General features: G+C 67.9%; 1 protein-coding gene. It reads left to right on the top strand.

The features are described from left to right. Window positions 1–109: 109 nt before the first annotated feature. On the top strand, window positions 110–1,117 hold the full coding sequence (locus tag DMH12_RS38450) for a stage II sporulation protein M (RefSeq protein ID WP_125495857.1): 1,008 nt from the start codon (window positions 110–112) through the stop codon (window positions 1,115–1,117). Window positions 1,118–1,481: the final 364 nt, after the last annotated feature.

The following is a 1,481-nucleotide window of genomic DNA, read 5'->3' as shown; positions in this document are numbered from 1 at the left end:
GTCTCCCCCCCGCCCCCGCCAGTCTGCCAAGCTGAGGACGCACCGCGCCGCGGTACGACAAGCTGATCCACGACGAGCCGCTGACGATAGCCGAGGAGCAGGCACACCGATGGACCTCGACGTCTTCGTCTCCGCCCACCGCGCGGAGTGGGACCGCCTCGACGCCCTGCTCCGACGCCGGCGCCGACTCACCGGTGCCGAGACCGACGAACTCGTCGCCCTCTATCAGCGCACCGCCACTCACCTCTCCCTGATCCAGTCCAGCGCGCCCGACCCCCAGCTGACCGGACGCCTGAGCCAATTGGTGGCACGCGCGCGCAGTGCTGTGACCGGCACCCGCCGAGCCTCCTGGCGCGACGTCACACGCTTCCTCACCCGGCAGTTCCCGGCCGCCGTCTACCGGGCCCGGCACTGGTGGGTCCCCACCGCACTCCTGTCGACCGCCGTGGCGGCGCTCCTCGGCTGGTGGATCGGCACACACCCTGCGGTCCAGTCGACCATCGCGGCGCCCGCCGAACTGCGCGAGATGACCCGCCCGGGCGGCCAGTACGAGACGTACTACTCGAGCCACCCCGCGGCCTCCTTCGCCGCACAGGTCTGGACGAACAACGCGTGGGCCGCCGCGCTCTGCCTGATCCTGGGCGTCTTCCTGGGCCTGCCCGTCCTCTGGATCCTGTTCCAGAACATGCTGAACCTGGGCGTCGGATTCGGTCTGATGTCGTCGGCCGGGCGCCTCGACACGTTCCTGGGCCTCGTCCTGCCCCACGGCCTGCTGGAACTGACCGCGGTCTTCGTGGCCGCGGGCACCGGACTCCGCCTCGGCTGGACCCTGATCGACCCCGGACCCCGCAGCCGGCGCATCGCCCTGGCCGAGGAGGGCCGCGCCGCCATCGGCATGGCCATCGGACTCGCCCTGGTCCTCTTCATCTCCGGCGCCATCGAAGGCTTCGTCACCCCGTCCGGCCTGCCCACCTGGGCCCGCATCACCATCGGCGTCGTCGCCGAGCTGGCCTTCCTCGCCTACGTCTATGTCCTGGGCCGTCGTGCCGTACGCGAAGGCGACACGGGCGACGTGGAGGAGGCCGAGCGCAGCGCCACGGTGCCTACGGCCGCCTGATGTGCATGGAGCCTCGGTGAACTGCTAGTGTCCTCTTCGTTCCCGCAAGAGCCGTTGACACGGAGCGAGCGGGGAGGTAGATTTGAACAGTTGCCTGTAGACGGGGTTCGTCCCCGAGGGTCACAGTGAACATCTGCTTGCTTCCTCCCGAATCTCGAATTCGACGAAGCACTCTCCCGATCAAATCGGAAACGAACGGCCGGTAAGACCGACCCGAAACTTCTGATAAAGTCGGAACCGCCGGAAAGGGAAACGCGAAAGCGGGAACCTGGAAAGCACCGAGGAAATCGGATCGGAAAGATCTGATAGAGTCGGAAACGCAAGACCGAAGGGAAGCGCCCGGAGGAAAGCCCGAGAGGGTGAG

The sequence above is a fragment of the Streptomyces sp. WAC 04229 genome (assembly GCF_003947455.1).
Taxonomy (GTDB): domain Bacteria; phylum Actinomycetota; class Actinomycetes; order Streptomycetales; family Streptomycetaceae; genus Streptomyces.
The sequence above is the reverse complement of the archived record's forward strand: the minus strand, read 5'-3'. Positions and strand labels throughout refer to the sequence as shown.

What these genes read in the sequence shown, in the direction of transcription:
- DMH12_RS38450 (WP_125495857.1), top strand. Translation starts at nt 110, where the DNA reads ATGGACCTCGACGTCTTCGTCTCCGCCCACCGCGCGGAGTGGGACCGC.